This window comes from Streptomyces sp. JHA26 (assembly GCF_002005565.1).
Lineage (GTDB): Bacteria > Actinomycetota > Actinomycetes > Streptomycetales > Streptomycetaceae > Streptomyces.
The window spans coordinates 1-15,724 of the sequence record NZ_BDJC01000012.1; the positions used below are offsets into that span (position 1 = coordinate 1).

At 74.0% G+C, this 15,724-nt stretch carries 16 protein-coding genes and 6 tRNA genes; 13 read left to right on the forward strand and 9 right to left on the reverse strand.

Annotated elements, in window-relative coordinates; translation table 11 throughout:
- The 3 genes from cobT to JHAT_RS09895 all read left to right on the forward strand — a co-directional run.
- Nucleotides 1–2,262, forward strand: a 2,262-nt coding sequence (gene cobT / locus JHAT_RS09885; protein ID WP_253195455.1) for a nicotinate-nucleotide--dimethylbenzimidazole phosphoribosyltransferase, incomplete at its 5' end; no start/stop codon positions are given.
- 203 nt (nucleotides 2,263–2,465) lie between these two features.
- Nucleotides 2,466–3,698 carry a uroporphyrinogen-III C-methyltransferase gene (cobA, locus tag JHAT_RS09890; protein WP_077797713.1) on the forward strand — a complete coding sequence of 411 codons (1,233 nt, stop codon included), beginning with the start codon at nucleotides 2,466–2,468 and terminating at the stop codon, nucleotides 3,696–3,698.
- Between the two features lies 1 nt (nucleotide 3,699).
- On the forward strand, nucleotides 3,700–4,542 hold the full coding sequence (locus tag JHAT_RS09895; protein WP_077797714.1) for an RNA methyltransferase: 843 nt from the start codon (nucleotides 3,700–3,702) through the stop codon (nucleotides 4,540–4,542).
- Nucleotides 4,543–4,581: 39 nt separating this feature from the next.
- Here JHAT_RS09895 and JHAT_RS09900 read toward each other — a convergent pair whose 3' ends face one another.
- Nucleotides 4,582–6,051 (reverse strand): serine/threonine-protein kinase, encoded by a 1,470-nt coding sequence (locus tag JHAT_RS09900; RefSeq protein WP_107481888.1) that lies wholly within the window; start codon nucleotides 6,049–6,051, stop codon nucleotides 4,582–4,584.
- A 512-nt stretch (nucleotides 6,052–6,563) separates the two neighbouring features.
- Here JHAT_RS09900 and JHAT_RS09905 point away from each other — a divergent pair.
- The 3 genes from JHAT_RS09905 to JHAT_RS09915 all read left to right on the forward strand — a co-directional run bounded on the left by JHAT_RS09905 (nucleotide 6,564) and on the right by JHAT_RS09915 (nucleotide 8,423).
- Nucleotides 6,564–6,746: a hypothetical protein gene (locus tag JHAT_RS09905; protein WP_077797716.1), complete on the forward strand. Its 183-nt coding sequence runs from the start codon at nucleotides 6,564–6,566 to the stop codon at nucleotides 6,744–6,746.
- Between the two features lie 344 nt (nucleotides 6,747–7,090).
- On the forward strand, nucleotides 7,091–8,044 hold the full coding sequence (locus JHAT_RS09910) for a phosphotransferase family protein (protein WP_077797717.1): 954 nt from the start codon (nucleotides 7,091–7,093) through the stop codon (nucleotides 8,042–8,044).
- Nucleotides 8,045–8,144: 100 nt separating this feature from the next.
- Nucleotides 8,145–8,423 carry a zf-TFIIB domain-containing protein gene (locus tag JHAT_RS09915; RefSeq protein WP_077797718.1) on the forward strand — a complete coding sequence of 93 codons (279 nt, stop codon included), beginning with the start codon at nucleotides 8,145–8,147 and terminating at the stop codon, nucleotides 8,421–8,423.
- A 55-nt stretch (nucleotides 8,424–8,478) separates the two neighbouring features.
- Here the strand turns inward: JHAT_RS09915 and JHAT_RS09920 are convergent.
- From JHAT_RS09920 to JHAT_RS09940, 5 genes are all read right to left on the reverse strand, one after another.
- Nucleotides 8,479–8,550, reverse strand: a tRNA-Val gene (locus JHAT_RS09920).
- Nucleotides 8,551–8,564: 14 nt separating this feature from the next.
- Nucleotides 8,565–8,636, reverse strand: a tRNA-Val gene (locus JHAT_RS09925).
- 19 nt (nucleotides 8,637–8,655) lie between these two features.
- A tRNA-Val gene (locus tag JHAT_RS09930) sits at nucleotides 8,656–8,727 on the reverse strand.
- A gap of 1 nt (nucleotide 8,728) precedes the next feature.
- Nucleotides 8,729–8,802 (reverse strand) — tRNA-Cys (locus JHAT_RS09935).
- Between the two features lie 38 nt (nucleotides 8,803–8,840).
- Nucleotides 8,841–8,913: transfer RNA gene (locus JHAT_RS09940), tRNA-Gly, on the reverse strand.
- Nucleotides 8,914–9,091: 178 nt separating this feature from the next.
- Between JHAT_RS09940 and JHAT_RS09945 the strand changes: the two genes are divergently transcribed.
- Genes JHAT_RS09945 through JHAT_RS09955 form a run of 3 tightly spaced genes read left to right on the forward strand, consistent with a single transcriptional unit; the run spans nucleotide 9,092 to nucleotide 11,838 of the window.
- Nucleotides 9,092–10,144, forward strand: coding sequence for a chorismate-binding protein (locus tag JHAT_RS09945; protein WP_077797719.1), 1,053 nt, complete (start codon nucleotides 9,092–9,094; stop codon nucleotides 10,142–10,144).
- Nucleotides 10,141–10,962 (forward strand): aminotransferase class IV, encoded by an 822-nt coding sequence (locus JHAT_RS09950; RefSeq protein WP_077797720.1) that lies wholly within the window; start codon nucleotides 10,141–10,143, stop codon nucleotides 10,960–10,962. The genes JHAT_RS09945 and JHAT_RS09950 overlap by 4 nt, the downstream gene beginning before the upstream one ends.
- 51 nt (nucleotides 10,963–11,013) lie before the next feature.
- Entirely contained in the window at nucleotides 11,014–11,838 is an 825-nt protein-coding gene (locus tag JHAT_RS09955) for an N-acetyltransferase (RefSeq protein ID WP_171990823.1), read from the forward strand.
- 19 nt (nucleotides 11,839–11,857) lie between these two features.
- Here the strand turns inward: JHAT_RS09955 and JHAT_RS09960 are convergent, their stop codons facing one another.
- Nucleotides 11,858–12,382, reverse strand: coding sequence for a DsbA family protein (locus JHAT_RS09960; protein WP_077797722.1), 525 nt, complete (start codon nucleotides 12,380–12,382; stop codon nucleotides 11,858–11,860).
- A gap of 204 nt (nucleotides 12,383–12,586) precedes the next feature.
- On the opposite strand from JHAT_RS09960, the gene JHAT_RS09965 reads away from it, so the two are divergent.
- Nucleotides 12,587–13,027 carry a hypothetical protein gene (locus JHAT_RS09965; protein ID WP_077797723.1) on the forward strand — a complete coding sequence of 147 codons (441 nt, stop codon included), beginning with the start codon at nucleotides 12,587–12,589 and terminating at the stop codon, nucleotides 13,025–13,027.
- Between the two features lie 143 nt (nucleotides 13,028–13,170).
- A complete protein-coding gene (locus tag JHAT_RS09970) occupies nucleotides 13,171–13,350 on the forward strand; it encodes a hypothetical protein (RefSeq protein ID WP_077797831.1) in 180 nt (59 codons plus the stop codon).
- 51 nt (nucleotides 13,351–13,401) lie between these two features.
- Here the strand turns inward: JHAT_RS09970 and JHAT_RS09975 are convergent, their stop codons facing one another.
- Nucleotides 13,402–13,962 carry a CGNR zinc finger domain-containing protein gene (locus tag JHAT_RS09975; protein WP_077797724.1) on the reverse strand — a complete coding sequence of 187 codons (561 nt, stop codon included), beginning with the start codon at nucleotides 13,960–13,962 and terminating at the stop codon, nucleotides 13,402–13,404.
- Between the two features lie 413 nt (nucleotides 13,963–14,375).
- The gene (locus JHAT_RS09980) at nucleotides 14,376–14,789 is read right to left on the reverse strand and encodes an SsgA family sporulation/cell division regulator (protein WP_004002642.1); all 414 of its coding nucleotides are present in this window, start codon (nucleotides 14,787–14,789) and stop codon (nucleotides 14,376–14,378) included.
- A gap of 191 nt (nucleotides 14,790–14,980) precedes the next feature.
- Here JHAT_RS09980 and JHAT_RS09985 point away from each other — a divergent pair, with 191 nt between their 5' ends.
- Both JHAT_RS09985 and JHAT_RS09990 read left to right on the forward strand, forming a co-directional pair.
- On the forward strand, nucleotides 14,981–15,433 hold the full coding sequence (locus tag JHAT_RS09985; RefSeq protein WP_077797725.1) for a TIGR02611 family protein: 453 nt from the start codon (nucleotides 14,981–14,983) through the stop codon (nucleotides 15,431–15,433).
- A 79-nt stretch (nucleotides 15,434–15,512) separates the two neighbouring features.
- Nucleotides 15,513–15,584 (forward strand) — tRNA-Val (locus JHAT_RS09990).
- Nucleotides 15,585–15,724: the final 140 nt, after the last annotated feature.

Genomic DNA, 15,724 nt, shown 5'->3' on the forward strand with positions numbered 1-15,724 from the left:
TCCGAGGCCGCCGTGCCCGCGCCGTCCCCGGAGGCACCGGCGGACCCGACGGCCGCCCCCGCCGCGGTCGCGGTCGGGGAGGCAGCCGTCGTCCAGGACCAGGCTCCGCAGCCCCACCTGGACGTCCCTCACCCCGTCCAGGGCCCCCAGTCGCTGCCGGACACCGACGCGGCACCGGGGACGCCCACGGCGCATGCCGTGCCCGTGCCCGCGGAGCAGCCCGGAGACCCGGCGCAGTCCCCGGCACCCCACCCGCAGCAGCCGGTGGGCCGGTTCGTGCCGGTCGACGGCGGTCAGGTGCCCACCACCCCGCACCTGGCCCCGACCCCGCCCGAGGGACTCGTCCTCCCCGCGGAGGCCCAGGACGCCCCCGCCCCGGACGCGGTCGCCGACGTCCCCGCGCCGCGCGAGGCCGACGCCGGACCCGTGCAGAACGCCGACGACCTGGACACCCGGGACGCCGGATCGGAAGACCAGGAAGACCCGCACGTGAGCACGGCCGCAGAGGCAGACGTACGACAGCCCTCCGGCCCGGCGGCACCCGCCTACGACGACGCCGAGCGCGAGGCCGTCCTGAAGGTCATGCGCGAACGCCGGGACATCCGCAACGGCTTCCGCTCCGACCCCATCCCGCACGAGGTGCTGCTCCGCGTCCTGGAGGCCGCCCACACCGCGCCCTCCGTCGGCCACTCGCAGCCCTGGGACTTCGTCGTCATCCGCTCCGCCGACACGCGGCGCGCGATGCACGAACTGGCGATGCGCCAGCGCGACGCGTACGCGAAGTCCCTCCCCAAGGGCCGGGCCAAGCAGTTCAAGGAACTGAAGATCGAGGCCATCCTCGACACCCCGGTCAACATCGTCGTCACCGCCGACCCCACCCGCGGCGGCCGGCACACCCTGGGCCGGCACACCCAGCCGCAGATGGCGCCGTACTCCTCCGCGCTCGCCGTCGAGAACCTCTGGCTCGCCGCCCGCGCCGAGGGCCTCGGCGTCGGCTGGGTCAGCTTCTTCGACGAGCGCGAGATGGTCCGCGCCCTCGGCCTGCCCGAGCACCTCGAGGTCGTCGCCTACCTGTGCGTCGGGTACGTCGACGAGTTCCCCGACGAGCCCGAGCTGATGCAGGCCGGCTGGTCCAAGCGCCGCCCGCTGTCGTGGGTCGTCCACGAGGAGACGTACGGACGCCGCGCCCTGCCCGGCGAGGCCCCGCACGACCTGCTCGCGGAGACCGTCGCGCAGATCCGCCCGCTGGACGCCAAGGCGCTCGGCGAGGCCTGGGAGCGGCAGAAGCGCATGACCAAGCCGGCCGGCGCGCTCGGCATGCTGGAGATCATCTCCGCGCAGCTGTCCGGGCTGTCCCGCCAGTGCCCGCCGCCGATCCCTGAGCCCGCGGCCGTCGCCGTCTTCGCCGGCGACCACGGAGTGCACGCCCAGGGCGTCACGCCGTGGCCGCAGGAGGTCACCGCCCAGATGGTGGCCAACTTCCTGGGCGGGGGAGCGGTCTGCAACGCCTTCGCCACCCAGGTCGGCGCCGAGGTCTGCGTCGTGGACGTCGGTGTCGCCGCCGACCTGCCCGCCACCCCCGGCCTGCTGCCGCGCAAGGTCCGCGCGGGCACCTCCGACATGACCACCGGTCCCGCGATGACCCGGGAGGAGGCCCTGCAGGCCATCGAGGTGGGCATCGAGACCGCCCGCGACCTGGTGGCGGCCGGCAACAAGGCGCTGCTCACCGGCGAGATGGGCATCGCGAACACCACCGCGTCCGCAGCCCTGATCTCCGTCTTCACGGGCGCCGACCCCGCCGAGGTCACCGGCCGCGGCACCGGCATCAACGACGAGACGCTGGCCCGCAAGACGGAGGTCGTGCGCCGCGCGCTGGAACTCCACCAGCCGGACCCGGCCGACCCCGTCGGCGTGCTCGCGGCGGTCGGCGGCTTCGAGCACGCGGCCATGGTCGGCCTGCTGCTCGGCGGCGCCTCCCTGCGTACGCCGGTGATCCTGGACGGCGTCAGCGCCGGCGCCGCCGCCCTGGTGGCCCGCGCCATCGCCCCCGAGGTCCTGGCGGCCTGCATCGCCGGCCACCGCAGTGCCGAACCCGGCCACGTCGCCGCGCTCAACAAGCTGGGCCTGCGCCCCCTGGTCGACCTCGACCTCCGCCTCGGTGAGGGCACCGGCGCGCTGCTCGCCCTGCCGATGGTGCAGAGCACCGCGCGGGCGATGCACGAGGTGGCGACGTTCGACTCGGCGGGCGTCACCGAGAAGTAGCGGTCGTACGCCGCAGGGGCCCCGGGACCACGGTGCCGGGCCCCTGCCGACCTGCCGCGGCCGTGCCCATCGTCCGCGCCCACCGCCCGCACCCGGCGACACCCGGCAACACGGTCCAACCACCGGACCGCCTGGGCCCCCCGGGCCGCCCCGCCATAAAATCCGCACGTCAGCGCCACCGCCGCAAGAGGAGCCGTCCCCTCATGGCCGAACACCCCGCCTATCCCGTAGGCCTCCGACTCACCGGCCGTCGCGTGGTCGTGCTCGGCGGCGGACAGGTCGCCCAGCGCCGCCTGCCGGCCCTCATCGCCGCGGGCGCCGACATCCGCCTCGTCTCCCCCGGGGCGACCCCCTCGGTCGAGGCCATGGCGGACGCGGGCGAGATCACCTGGGAGAAGCGCCCGTACGCCGAGGGGGACCTGGCGGACGCCTGGTACGCCCTGATCGCCACCAGTGACACCGCCGCCAACACCGCCGCCTCCGCCGAGGCCGAACGGCACCGCGTGTGGTGCGTCCGCTCCGACGACGCCGACGCGGCCACCGCCTGGACCCCGGCCACCGGGACCAGCGAGGGCGTGACGGTCGCCGTGCTCACCACCGACGCCCGCGGCCGCGACCCCCGCCACACCGCCGCCATCCGCGACGCGGTCGTGGAGGGACTGCGCGACGGCACCCTCGTCGCCCCGCACCACCGCACCCGCACCCCCGGCGTCTCCCTGGTCGGCGGCGGCCCCGGCGACCCGGACCTGATCACCGTCCGCGGCCGCCGCCTGCTCGCCGAGGCCGACGTCGTCATCGCCGACCGGCTCGGCCCCCGCGACCTGCTCGCCGAACTGCCGCCGCACGTCGAGGTGATCGACGCCGCGAAGATCCCGTACGGCCGCTTCATGGCGCAGGAGGCCATCAACAACGCGCTGATCGAGCACGCCAAGCAGGGCAAGTCGGTCGTGCGGCTCAAGGGCGGCGACCCGTTCGTCTTCGGGCGGGGCATGGAGGAGGCCCAGGCACTGGCCGAGGCGGGCATCCCGTGCACGGTCGTCCCCGGCATCTCCAGCTCCATCTCCGTCCCCGGCGCGGCCGGCATCCCCGTCACCCACCGGGGCGTCGCCCACGAGTTCACCGTGGTCAGCGGCCACGTCGCCCCTGACGACGAGCGCTCCCTGGTCGACTGGCCGTCGCTCGCGAAGCTGACCGGCACGCTCGTGATCCTCATGGGGGTCGACAAGATCGGCAAGATCGCCGAGACCCTCGTCGCGCACGGCAGGTCCCCGGACACCCCGGTCGCCCTGGTCCAGGAGGGCACGACCGCCGCCCAGCGCCGGGTCGACGCCACCCTCGCCACGGTCGCCGAGACCGTCGTCGCCCAGGAGGTCAGGCCCCCCGCCGTCATCGTCGTCGGCGACGTCGTCCGCCAGGGACCGCAGGGAACCGCGTGACATGGCCGAGCCCGTCACCCTCCACGACCCCGACGACCCCCGCCTGCACGACTACACGAACCTGACCGACGTCCAGCTGCGCCGTCGGCGCGAACCCGCCGAGGGCCTGTTCATCGCCGAGGGCGAGAAGGTCATCCGGCGGGCCGCCCGGGCGGGCTACGCGATGCGGTCGATGCTGCTGTCGGCCAAGTGGGTCGACGTCATGCGCGACGTCATCGAGGCCACTCCCGCCCCGGTGTACCTGGTGGACCCCGAGCTCGCCGAGCGGGTCACCGGCTACCACGTGCACCGCGGCGCCCTCGCCTCCATGCGGCGCGAACCGCTGCCCACGGTGCCCGACCTGCTGCGCGCCGCGCCGGCCCACGGACGAGGGGGAGACACGGTCCGCCGTGTCGCCGTCTTCGAGGACATCGTCGACCACGCCAACATCGGCGCCGCCTTCCGCAACGCCGCCGCCCTCGGTGTCGACGCGGTCCTCCTGACCCCGCGCTGCGCGGACCCGTTCTACCGGCGGTCCGTGAAGGTGTCGATGGGCGCCGTCTTCCAGGTGCCGTGGACCCGCCTGGAGTCCTGGCCCGCGGACATCGGCACGTTGCGCTCCGCGGGGTTCACGGTCGCCGCGCTCTGCCTGAGCGACCGGGCCGTCACCCTCGACGAACTCGCCGCGAAGGAGCACGGGAAGCTCGCCCTGCTCTTCGGCACGGAAGGCACCGGCCTCACCCCCGGGGCGCTCGCCGCGGCCGACGAGCACGTGCGCATCCCGATGGACGCCGGCGTCGACTCCCTCAACGTGGCGGCCGCCTCGGCGGTCGTCTTCTACGCCACCCGGCCGGGAGCCGCCTGACCCCGCCGCCGCGGGCGGTGACGCCCCCGGACCGGCGGGTCAGAGTCCGGACGCCCCCGGCCCCGGCGGGCCGTCGCGCACGTCGGCCCGCTCCTGCTGGACCCGCACCCCGCCCCGGTCGTCACCCAGCCCCCGGGACGGTCCCTGGCACCCCTGTGCGGCGGCGATGCCCAGGGCGACCAGCAGCGTCACCACCACGAACACGGTCAGCCGCTGTCGCAGCAGCCGCGGATTGGCGGGACGCAACCGGGTCCCCGTGGTCCTCGGCCCCGGACGGCCGGACCCACCGCGCGAGCCGGGCCGGCCGCCGCCCGAGCGGGTGCCGTTGCGGCCGGTGTCGCGGGAGGCGGGCGTGGGCCGCGTCCCGGACCGGGGCCCCGAGCGGCCGCCGCGCGCGGCGCCGCCGCGGGACGGGCTGTCGCCCCGTGCGGACGAGCCCCCGCGCGAGGGCACGCCGTCGCGCGGGGAGGGACCTCTGCCGCGCGCGGGGGCGGCGCCCCGCGCGGGCGTACCGCCCCGGGAGCCCGAGGAGCCCCGGGGCGGGGGAGTGCCCTGACCGCCGGACTGCCCCTGCGGGCGCCGCTGGACGCGCTCACGGTTCGGACAGGTGTCGGCGAGCTGTCCCGTGGGCCGGTCCGCCTCCCCGGAACGCGGCGCGGGCGGCCGCACGTCGGCGAACCCCTGCGCCTCCCGGGCGGCGATCTCCTTGAGCCGCAGGGACAGCTGGAGGGTGCTGGGCCGCTCCTCGGGGTCCTTCGCCAGACACGCCCGGACCAGCGGCGCGAGCGCGTCCGGTACCCCGTGCAGCTGGGCCTCCTCGTGCACCACGCGGTACAGCATCACCTCGGAGCTGCCGTGCCCGAAGGGCGAGTCGCCCATCGAGGCGTACGCCAGCGTGGCACCCAGCGAGAACACGTCCGTGGCCGGCGTGACGGCCGCCCCGCGCACCTGCTCCGGCGCGAGGAAGCCGGGCGAGCCGACCGCCGTGCCGACGTGCGTGAGGGTCGAGGCGCCCGTCGCCCAGGCGATGCCGAAGTCGATGATCCGCGGACCCTTCGGGGACAGCAGGATGTTGGACGGCTTCAGGTCCCGGTGCACGACACCGGCCTCGTGCACGGCGACCAGGCCCTCGGACAGGGCGGCCCCGACGGCGGCGACGTCCGCCGCGCCGAGCGGGCCCTCGTCGACGACCTTGTCGTGCAGGGAGGGCCCGGGAACGTACTGCGTCGCGAACCAGGGCCGGTCCGCGTCCAGGTCGGCGGCGACCAGCCGCGCGGTGCACCCGCCGCGGATCCGGCGGGCCGCCGATACCTCGCGCGCGAACCGGGACCGGAACTCCTGGTCCTCCGCGAGGTCCGGCCGGATGACCTTCAGCGCGACCCGTTGCCCCTTCTTGTCGGAGCCCAGGTAGACCACGCCCATACCGCCCGCGCCGAGCCGTCTGTGAAGCCTGAACGAGCCGACGACGCGCGGGTCCTCGCGCCTCAGGCGCATCATCGCCATGTTCATCCCCGCTGCCCGGTCCCTGTGACGTGCCACAGCTTACGTTTCCACGGCCGCCCGCGCGCAGAGGCCGCGCCCTCTCCTCCCGAGGGATTGTCGGTACGGGGCGGGAGAGTTGAAGACCGGTCAGACCCCCCGGGGGCATGCGCGCCCCGCACGGCCGGTGATCCAACCACCCGGCAGGGAGGGGGGATTGGCCCACGAAAGGACGATCGCGCGGAGCGGGGCCCCCGGACGGGGCCGAGGACGCGACCCGGGAGTCGCGCACGTGATCGAAGTCACCGGACGGCGGTGTCCCCTCCGGGAAGACCCCGAGAGGGGGGAGCGGGTCTCCACCCAGGGGAGTACACCGCGGGGCAGGGCTCATCCTCCGGGAGGCCCGGCAATCGGTACGAGGGCATGACGTCCGGCGTTCCCCGGGCGCCTAGATTTGAGGTCAAGCGGCGGGTGCAGCACTCGTCCCCCGAGGTCAGACGCCCGCCGCTGTCAGAAGACATCGAAACGGTCAGGGAGGGGCCATGACCTGGACGGCACCGCGGACGCTGGTCCGCACGCGGGAGCAACGCCGTCAAGGACGTCGTCACCCGGTGGTGGCGACCCTCATGGCCCTGCCCCTGGCGGTCCTGCTCCTCCTGGTCTTCGACGGGTGGGAGACAGTGGCCACACAGGCGTCGTCCGTGGGTGTGATGCTGGGGCGCTGAGAAGCGACCCCAGGCCCGGAAGAGCGGTCCGGGCGGGGACATCCATCCATGAAACCCCGTGGGGACGGGGGTGCGGCGGACGGCAGAATGCCGGCGCAGCTGGGGAGCTGCGCCGGCATTGCCCTTTCCACCCCCGCGTCACCGTGGTGCGGGCAGCCGTGCCTCCCCCAGCGCCTGGACGGCCCCGGGAGGCACCCCGGCAGCGCCGGGTCCACGCACCCCATCCCCGCCCCCACCCCGACTCCCGCACCGGACACCCTCGCCCCTCACCCCCCCCGCACCTGGCACCCTCGCGCCCCCCCGCACCGGGCACCCTCGCGACGCGGCCCCCGTACCCTCGCCCCGTGACCCCGGACGCACTCCTCCCCGCCCTGACCGCCCACGCCAGAGCCGCCGCCCACGCCACCCCGGCCGCCCCCTGCCCCTGCGGCGCGGCCACCCTCGCCGACCGCCCCGACGCCACCGTCGTCCGCCACGCCGGCACCGTCGCCAAGGCGCACGCCGCGGACGCCGACCCGGCCGAGCTGGCACTCCGGGTCACCGTCGCCGCCCGCCTCCCCGGCGTCCTCCTCCCCCCGCTCCGCCCCGCCCCCGCCCGTCTGCACGGACGGCTCGTCACCCACTGGCCCTACGGCGCCCCCGTCGACCCCGACACCCCGGACGCGGCGCCCTGGGAGGCCGCCGCCACCCTCCTCGCCCGTCTCCACCGGACCCCGTCCCCCGTCCCGGGGCCGCCCGTCATGCGCGGACCCGAGAAGGCGGCCCGCGCCGTCACCCTGCTGCGCACCTCCGCCCCGCACCACCCCGCCACCACCCCCGTGCTGCGGGCCTGGGCCGCCCTCCCCGCCTGGGCACGCGGCGAGACGGCCATGCCGGACACCACCACCCTCTGCCACGGCGACCTCCACCTCGGCCAGCTCGTACGCCACCCCGCCCCCGACGGCCCCTGGCTGCTGATCGACGTCGACGACCTGGGCGTGGGCGTGCCCGCCTGGGACCTGGCCCGGCCGGCGGCCTGGTACGCCTGCGGACTGCTCCCGCCCGACGCGTGGGACCGCTTCCTGACCGCCTACCGCGCGTCCGGCGGCCCGGCCGTCCCGCCGGAGGGGGACCCCTGGCCCGCGCTGGACGTGCCGGCGCGGGCCCTCACCGCGCAGACCGCCGCCCGAGCCGTCACCAAGGCCGTCGCGGCCGGCCGTCCCCTGGACGAGGTGGAACGCTCCCTGGTCGACGCCTGCGCGCGGATGGGCGCCGTCACCCCCGTCGTCCCGGCCCCGCCTCCTTCCCCGTCGAGTTGAGGCGGGGTTTCCCGAAGTAGGGTGCAACCGACCGCCGCCGGACAGAGTCTGTCCTGGCGATACGCGAAGCAGGACCGACCGGCAAGGAGTTGAGCCGAGCATGCAGTGCCCCAAGTGCCACGCACCGATGCACACCTACAACCGCAACGGCGTTCAGATCGAGCAGTGCAGCGGCTGCCGTGGGATCTTCCTCGACTACGGGGAGCTGGAGGCGCTGACCCGCCTGGAGGCGCAGTGGTCCCAGCCCGCGCCGCCGGCCCCGCCCGCCGCGCCGCAGGCCTACCCGGCCGCCCAGGCCCCCGCCTGGGGCGCCCCGCAGGCCGGCCACTACGGTCACCACCGTCACAAGAGCTTCGGCCGCATGCTCTTCTCCAGCTGAGCGCAGGCACGACGAAGCCCCCGGCCGTACGAGACGGCCGGGGGCTTCGGTGGTGTGGACGATACTGGGATTGAACCAGTGACCTCTTCCGTGTCAGGGAAGCGCTCTCCCGCTGAGCTAATCGTCCTGGGAGGTGCTGCGTGCGCGATACTGGGATTGAACCAGTGACCTCTTCCGTGTCAGGGAAGCGCTCTCCCGCTGAGCTAATCGCGCGGGGGACCCGAAGGTCCGGTGGACGATACTGGGATTGAACCAGTGACCTCTTCCGTGTCAGGGAAGCGCTCTCCCGCTGAGCTAATCGTCCTTGGAGGTGGAGACGGGATTTGAACCCGTGTAGACGGCTTTGCAGGCCGTTGCCTCGCCTCTCGGCCACTCCACCAGGAGTGTAGGGGACCCGGGAGGACCCCTGTTCCTGCGAGCGGACGACGAGGCTCGAACTCGCGACCTCAACCTTGGCAAGGTTGCGCTCTACCAACTGAGCTACGTCCGCCTGTCGTTTCGGTCCGCTTGCGCGTCCCGGCGACGTGTTGAACTCTAGCGGATTCCGGGGCCAGCACAAAAACGCGTTTGCGCAGCGTGCTGCGGTGCCCCGGTGCGCGGACCTGGTCAGGGCCCCCGGAAGGACACGTTCGGGCTACCTCGACGACACGCCGCCTAGACTCGGTCACGTGCACGACCTCCCTCCCCTCGCCCGGTTCGGCGACCGTCTCGCCACCGGTCTGCTGGACGTCACGAGTGATCCCGCCGCCCTCGACTCCCGTGGCTTCTGGGCCGTGTGCGCGGACTTCGAGGGCCGCCTGACCTGCGCGCGCTTCGCCGACGTACGGACGTGCGAGGTCCCCGCGCCGGCGCCGGGCCGGTGGCGGGGACCGGCCGTCGGCGACTGGACGTCCTCCCTCGACCGCGACGCCTACACGGCAGCCGTGCGCCGCATCCGCGCGTACATAGCCACCGGCGAGGTCTACCAGGCCAACCTCTGCCGGATCCTGTCGGCGCCCGTCGCCCCCGACGCCGACGTGGACGCCCTCACCGCGGTGCTGGCCCGGGGCAACCCCGCGCCGTACGCGGGAACGATCCGGCTGCCCGCGCACGGGATCGAGATCGCCACCGCCTCGCCCGAGCTGTTCCTGAGCCGGGACGGCCGGACCGTCGAGTCCGGGCCGATCAAGGGCACCGGACGGACCGAGGCCGACCTGCTGGAGAAGGACCACGCCGAGAACGTGATGATCGTGGACCTGGTCCGCAACGACATCGGGCGGGTCTGCGCCACGGGCAGCGTGACCGTGCCCGACCTGTGCGCGGTGGAGAAGCACCCGGGGCTGGTCCACCTCGTGTCCACCGTGCGCGGCGAGCTGCGCGCGGACGCCGGCTGGCCGGAGCTGCTCGGCGCCGCCTTCCCGCCCGGGTCCGTCACCGGCGCGCCCAAGTCCAGCGCCCTGCGGATCATCCAGGAGCTGGAGACCGCGCCCCGGGGCCCCTACTGCGGCGGCATCGGCTGGGTCGACGCCGACCGGGGCACCGGCGAGCTGGCCGTCGGCATCCGCACCTTCTGGATCGACCGGGCCGCGGGACTGCTGCGCTTCGGCACCGGCGCCGGCATCACCTGGGGGTCCGACCCCGAGGGGGAGTGGCGGGAGACCGAACTGAAGGCGTCCCGGCTCCTCGCGGTAGCGTCGGGTGCGTACGAGGCCGACGGAAGTGGAGAGGCGCAACAGACGTGAAGATCTGGCTCGACGGCGGACTGCAGGACATCGAGTCCGCCCGTGTCTCCGTGTTCGACCACGGGCTGACCGTGGGCGACGGCATCTTCGAGACGGTCAAGGCGGTGAACGGCAGGCCGTTCGCGCTGACCCGGCACCTCGACCGGCTGGCCCGCTCGGCCCGCGGCCTGGGCCTGCCCGACCCGGACCTCGACGAGGTGCGCCGCGCCTGCGCCGCCGTCCTCGAGGCCAACCCGATGCCGCTGGGCCGGCTGCGCATCACCTACACCGGCGGCCACGGTCCGCTGGGCTCCGACCGCGGCGAGCACGGCACGACCCTCGTGGTCGCCCTCGGCGAGACCGGCCGCCGCCCCGACTCCACGGCCGTGATCACCGTGCCCTGGACCCGCAACGAACGCGGCGCGCTCACCGGCCTGAAGACCACCTCCTACGCCGAGAACGTCGTCGCCCTCGCCCGCGCCCGCGAACGAGGTGCCAGCGAGGCCCTGTTCGGCAACACGGTGGGACAGCTGTGCGAGGGCACCGGGTCCAACGTCTTCGTCGTCCTCGACGGCGAGATCCACACCCCGCCGGTCGCCTCCGGCTGCCTCGCCGGCATCACCAGGGCCCTGGCCGTCGAGTGGACCGGTGCCCGTGAGACCGATCTCCCGCTGGACGTCCTGGAACGCGCCGACGAGGTCTTCCTGACCTCCACCCTGCGGGACGTGCAGGCCGTGCACCGGATCGACGACCGCGAACTGCCGGGCGCGCCGGGCCCGGTGACGGCCAAGGCCATGCGGATCTTCGAGGAGCGGTCCGGGGACGACCTCGACCCGTGACCGGGAAAATCCGGCTGCTCGGCGGGCCGTGCGACGGGTAGAACACCCCTGATGACCACGACCCTGCGGCCGACCGAGCCGCTTCAGCGCGCGGCCGACGGAAGCCGTTCACGCCGCTACCGGGTGTGCGTGAACAGCCGTCCCGTCGGCGCGGTGCACCTCGGCACCTCACCGGCCTTCGGTGACTCGGTGGCCGTGATCCACGACCTGCGCATCGACGAACCCGACCGTCGGCGCGGCCGAGGCACGGTCGCCGCCCTCGCCGCGGAGGAGGTGGCACGGAGCTGGGGCTGCCGGCAGATCCAGGTGAGCATCACCGGCGGCGACGAGGCCGGCCCTCGCCTCGCCGGGGCGCTCGGCTACGTCCTGCGCACCCGCGGCATGGTGAAACCGCTCGACGGCACCCCGCCCGCCCTGCCCGCGGGCAGCAGCGCGCGCCCCATGACGCCCGAGGAGTTCGGCGTCTGGCAGGCCCGTCAGTCGGAGCAGTACGCCCGCACCTGGATGGAACAGGGCGTCCCGGAGCCCGAGGCCCGCGCCAAGGCCCGCAACGACCACCGCACCCTGCTGCCACAGGGGCTGGACACGGAGAACACGCTGTTCAGCGTGGTCCAGCACGACGGCGACCGGGTCGGCATCCTGTGGCTGGCGCTGCGCGAGGACCGTGCCTACGTCTTCGACGTGGAGACCGACGCGGTCCACCGGGGGCGGGGACACGGCCGCACGCTGATGCTCCTGGCGGAGGTCCAGGCGCTCGCCGCCGGCCGGCGCCTCGTCGGCCTGAACGTCTTCGTCGGCAACACCCCGGCCGAGCGGCTCTACGCGTCCCTCGGCTACGAGACCGTCCGCCGCAGCTACTACAAACCCCTGCTGTAGCGGCGACGACGGCGGTGGTTCACGCCTCCTGGCCGGTCAGGAGACGGTCCACGATCCGCTCGACGCGCTCGCGCAGCCCCTCCTGGCTCCTGCCGCCGTCCAGGCGCTCGCCGTCGATCACGTACGTGGGGGTGCCGGTCACACCGATCGCCTTGCCCTCGGCCTGGTCGGCGTCGACGATCAGGATGTGCCGGCCGTCGACGAGGGCGGTGTCGAACTCCTCGGCGTCCAGTCCCAGTTCCCGGGCCACCTCGACCAGGAGGGGCTCTCCCCGGCGGTCCAGCTCCGCGACCCGGTCCAGCACGGCCTCCACGTACGGCCAGCCCCGGCCCTGTTCCACGGCCTCCTCGGCGGCCTGCGCGGCGGCGAAGGCGTACTTGTGCTTCTCCAGCGGGAAGTGCCGCAGCCGCACCTCGAGACGGTCGCCGTAGCGGGCGCGCAGGGCGCGGATGTCGTCCAGGGCGGTGTGGCAGTCCGGACACTGCAGCTCGCACCAGACGTCGAGAACGGCAACGGAGACGGGCGCGGGGGAGGAGTCGCTCATGCCCCCAGTCTCCCAGCCCCCGCGGGAGCGGCCCAACCGGACCCGGAGGTGCCGCCTGCGCACGCCGTCACCGGCACCCGGGGAGGAGCCGACCCGGAGATCTCCCTGATGTCGGGCCGGAGCATGGCCCCGCCGGGCTCCGGCGGTGCAGGATGGAAGGGACGAAGTGCACATGCCCGACCGAGCGCCGTCCTGGAGGACCGGATGATTGCCGAGACCGTCTGCTCCGCGGTGTCCGCGGCCGGCCTGGGCATCGCGGCGGTCACCGCGTACCGCAGGCGATTCCTCACGGCCGCGCGCATCGCCGCGTACTCACTGATTCCGGTCGGCCTGGTGATGACGGGTGTCGTGCAGTGGCTGGCCGACACGGCCTTCAGTCCCACGGCCTGGGCCGGCTTCGCCGTGCTGGGCGTCGCCTGGTTGTTGTTCCTGACCACCCGCGCCGTGGAGCGCCGCCGCGGCGGCACCCGCAAGGAGCGCAAGGCGGCCCGGGCCGCCGCACAGCGCGATGCGGTCGCCCCGTCGGCCTCCAGGCCCTCCCTGGGCGGCGCCACCGCCCCCGCGTCGCCGCGGCCCACGAGCGCGCCCCGCGGCGACGACGACTTCAGCGACATCGAGGCCATCCTGAAGAAGCACGGCATCTGAAACGACACAGCGGTCCGGGCCCGTCAGCGGACGTTCCGGAATGATCACAATCCGGACCGGACATTGCTGATTCAACGAACACCCGGTCCTTCCGGGCGTGTTGATCGCGCCGGGTGGGCGGGCTGCGTCATCATCGCCGCGAGATGCCGGACCCGACTCAGCTGGACACACAGCTGGACACGAGACAGAGCGAAACCGCGCCCTCGCAGAGCGAACCGCGCGGCTGCCTCTTCGCCCTTTCCCAGCCACCGCTGATGATCTTCCTTGCGGTGATCGGGTGTCTGATCCTCATGGCTGCGCTGCACGACCTGCTGTTGCTGTGAGCCGTACCCGCGGTCCCCGGCGTCACCCGCCGGGGCCGTGTCGGCCCGTGGTCAGCCCGTGGCCTCCTTGCGCCGCGCCCGGTACGCGGCCACGTGCAGCCGGTTCCCGCACGTACGGCTGTCGCAGTACCGCCGCGAGCGGTTGCGGGAGAGATCGACGAAGGCACGCCGGCAGTCGGGCGCCTCGCACCGGCGCAGCCGCTCCTGCTCCCCGGCGACCACGAAGAACGCCAGGGCCATGCCGCAGTCGGCGGCCAGGTGATCGGCGATCGAGGCACCGGGCGCGAAGTAGTGGATGTGCCAGTCGTAGCCGTCGTGGTCGGTGAGCCGGGGGGTGGTCCCGGCGGCGGCGACCAGTTCGTTGATCAGCCCGGCGGCGGCACGGGGCTCCGGGGCGGCGAAGACGGCCGCGAACCGTCCGCGGATCTTGCGCACCGCCGCGAGGTCCAGCTCCGAGAGGACACCCACGTCGCTGATCTCGTGCGCTGCGACGAAAACCTCGAGGGCCGCGACATCCGGCAGCCCGTCCGGTGCCGAGTCGTCCTCCGGCACGGTGTTCACCAGATCCACCACGGTGTCGAGCGCGCACCGGGTGTCGTGGGTGATCAGCACGTTCTGCTCCCTGGCCTGGGGATCGGGCGCGGGCGCCCGCCGATGCTGGCCGATGGTAGTGGCTTCCGCGGCGGCCGGACCGGCTCCGCCCACGGCCTGCGGCCCGCGGTAGCCGTTACAACGTCGCCGGCCGGCCCCTGGTTCCCGGCCGCGGCTCCACCCCGGCTGCCGCGCACGGTCCCACGCGACCAGGGGCTCGTCCCGCCCGGAGCCGGCAGTGCCCCGCCGCAGCGCCCCCGGCGGCGCCCCACTGCGGCGACCTGCCCCGCCCCCGGGAAACGGCACACGGCGCACCGGCGCCGCCCCGCGGGGATCCCGCGGCGCCGACGCCGGTGCGGTGCCGTATGCGGTTGTCCGAGCCCGTGCCGTCACCCCGAGTCGACGGCGCCGGGCGGTTTCACGGGGCCTCGTCCCTAGCTTTCCGCCAGGATGTGCGAGAGCTCCTGATCGAGGTCGAAGTGCCGGTGTTCCGTGCCAGGGGGCACGGCGGCGTCTGTGCGCTTCAGGAAGGACTCCAGAGCCCGTGCCGGGGCCTCGAGCAGCGCCTCGCCCTCCGGGGAGCTCAGGGCGATGCACACGACGCCCTGGCCGTGGCTGCGCGACGGCCAGACCCGGACGTCGCCCGTGCCGGTGGGGCGGTGGAGGCCTTCGGCGAGGAGGTCGCGGGCGAACACCCACTCGACGGTCTCCTCGGCTCCGGTGTGGAAGGTGGCGTGCACGGCGTAGGGGTCGGCCGTGTCGTACCGCAGGCCTGCGGGGACAGGCAGGGAGGACTCGCTCGACACAACGAGGCGCAGGTGCAGCTCGCAGCTGACCGTGGTGTTCATAAGCGCCAGGGCCTTTCGCTCAGTGTGCGCTCGGGGATTCGCACGTCGGCGAAATCGACATGCCACCTACGGTGCCGTTGTAAACCCCTCTGAGTGTTTTGCGTGAGTTTATGTAACTCTTCCGGCGGAAAGATCGTTCGCGGCGTGCGCCCATTCCGGTGACAGGTTTCGCTCCGGTAGTGTTCAGTCGTATGAACACGGGGAGTAACAAGCCCGGCGAGGCCGCCGTGGCGCAGGACCGGACGGGGACGGACGGTGCCACGGAGGAGCGCGCGCTCGGCTCGCGGGCACCGGAATTCATCAAGGCGCGCCGCGTCCTGCACGTCAGCTGGCAGGTCGGGGTCTTCATCGTGGGACTCGCGGTGGTCGTGGCCGGCATCATCATGCTGCCGCTGCCCGGGCCCGGCTGGGTCGTGATCTTCGGTGGCATGGCGATCTGGGCGACCGAGTTCGTGTGGGCCCAGCTGGTGCTGCGCTGGACCAAGCGCAAGGTCACCGAGGCGGCGCAGCGTGCCCTCGATCCCGAGGTGCGGCGTCGGAACATCATCCTGACGTCGATCGGTGTGGTGATCATCGGCGTACTGGCCGGGATCTACCTGTGGAAGTTCGGTCTGCAGATGCCCTGGAAGATCAAGGATCAGTGATCCGCGGCAGGGGTGTGGCCGTCCGGCCCCCGTTGGTCACGGGCACCCCCTGACATGGGGTAATGTTCTTCCTGCGTCCGGGCGATTAGCTCAGTGGGAGAGCGCTTCGTTCACACCGAAGAGGTCACTGGTTCGAACCCAGTATCGCCCACCGGATCATCAGGCGGCCCGGCTCACGATCGTGAGCCGGGCCGCTTCGTCGTGTGCGCGCCCGACCGGCCGTTTCGCGCGTCCGGGCGGCCGTCCCGGCCGTGCCGGGGGGGCGGACGGCCGTTCCGCTTCGGCCCGCCT

Bases quoted from the DNA above. Each gene is read 5' to 3' on its own strand.
- cobA (WP_077797713.1), top strand. From the start codon at position 2,466: ATGGCCGAACACCCCGCCTATCCCGTAGGCCTCCGACTCACCGGCCGT.
- JHAT_RS09895 (WP_077797714.1), top strand. From the start codon at position 3,700: ATGGCCGAGCCCGTCACCCTCCACGACCCCGACGACCCCCGCCTGCAC.
- JHAT_RS09900 (WP_107481888.1), bottom strand. From the start codon at position 6,051: ATGAACATGGCGATGATGCGCCTGAGGCGCGAGGACCCGCGCGTCGTC.
- JHAT_RS09905 (WP_077797716.1), top strand. From the start codon at position 6,564: ATGACCTGGACGGCACCGCGGACGCTGGTCCGCACGCGGGAGCAACGC.
- JHAT_RS09915 (WP_077797718.1), top strand. From the start codon at position 8,145: ATGCAGTGCCCCAAGTGCCACGCACCGATGCACACCTACAACCGCAAC.
- JHAT_RS09955 (WP_171990823.1), top strand. From the start codon at position 11,014: ATGACCACGACCCTGCGGCCGACCGAGCCGCTTCAGCGCGCGGCCGAC.
- JHAT_RS09960 (WP_077797722.1), bottom strand. From the start codon at position 12,382: ATGAGCGACTCCTCCCCCGCGCCCGTCTCCGTTGCCGTTCTCGACGTC.
- JHAT_RS09965 (WP_077797723.1), top strand. From the start codon at position 12,587: ATGATTGCCGAGACCGTCTGCTCCGCGGTGTCCGCGGCCGGCCTGGGC.
- JHAT_RS09970 (WP_077797831.1), top strand. From the start codon at position 13,171: ATGCCGGACCCGACTCAGCTGGACACACAGCTGGACACGAGACAGAGC.
- JHAT_RS09980 (WP_004002642.1), bottom strand. From the start codon at position 14,789: ATGAACACCACGGTCAGCTGCGAGCTGCACCTGCGCCTCGTTGTGTCG.
- JHAT_RS09985 (WP_077797725.1), top strand. From the start codon at position 14,981: ATGAACACGGGGAGTAACAAGCCCGGCGAGGCCGCCGTGGCGCAGGAC.